Origin of the sequence: Fulvivirga aurantia, assembly GCF_009711475.1 — a bacterium.
GTDB classification, from domain to species: domain Bacteria; phylum Bacteroidota; class Bacteroidia; order Cytophagales; family Cyclobacteriaceae; genus Fulvivirga; species Fulvivirga aurantia.
Genome location: NZ_SMMD01000305.1, coordinates 1,024 through 1,652 on the forward strand (window position 1 = coordinate 1,024; position 629 = coordinate 1,652).

Below are 629 nucleotides of genomic sequence, written 5' to 3' on the forward strand. Positions count from 1 at the left end.
GCATTTTCATATTGCTCAAGAGTAAAAAACGCAAACATCCTTGCAGATAAAACCTCTCTAACTTGGTCATCGGAACAATTTGGTCTGCAGCTATCATAGAGACTATCATAGATTGTTAAGGCTTTAGTAAATTGATCTTGAGCAGCATATGTAATTCCTATATTGATCATACTGGATGAAACACCCTTTAAATCGTAAGACTTTTTGAGGTGTTCAGCTTTCTTGAAATATCTTAAAGAGGTTTCGAAATCCTTTATGGAAGAATAAACACCAGCAAGATTATTATAGGCAATTGCTATTCCTAGAGATCGTGTATAGCTTTTCTTAACTTAAGAGAATTTAAATAATATTTTAACGAGATATAATATCTACCTGCCTTATTATTAACCATGCCTAAATTATTGAGTAAGTACTTGATTTGATCGTTATAATTATTATTCTTAGCTACGGTCAAACCAGTCTCATAATATTCAGCAGCTTTTATGTATTCACCTTCTTCACTTACAAGAAAACCTAACGCATTGAAAGACTTCACAAGAGCTAAATCATCCTCATGTTCTTTAGCCAGAGTATTATTGATCTGAGCATAATGAAGCGCGCTATCTCGATCAGATGTGCGATGTTTTTTG

Annotated in this window: 1 pseudogene; it reads right to left on the minus strand. The window is 33.4% G+C overall.

Annotated elements, in window-relative coordinates:
• Positions 1–301: 301 nt before the first annotated feature.
• Positions 302–629, minus strand: a pseudogene (locus tag E1176_RS20315) (hypothetical protein); the annotation flags it as partial.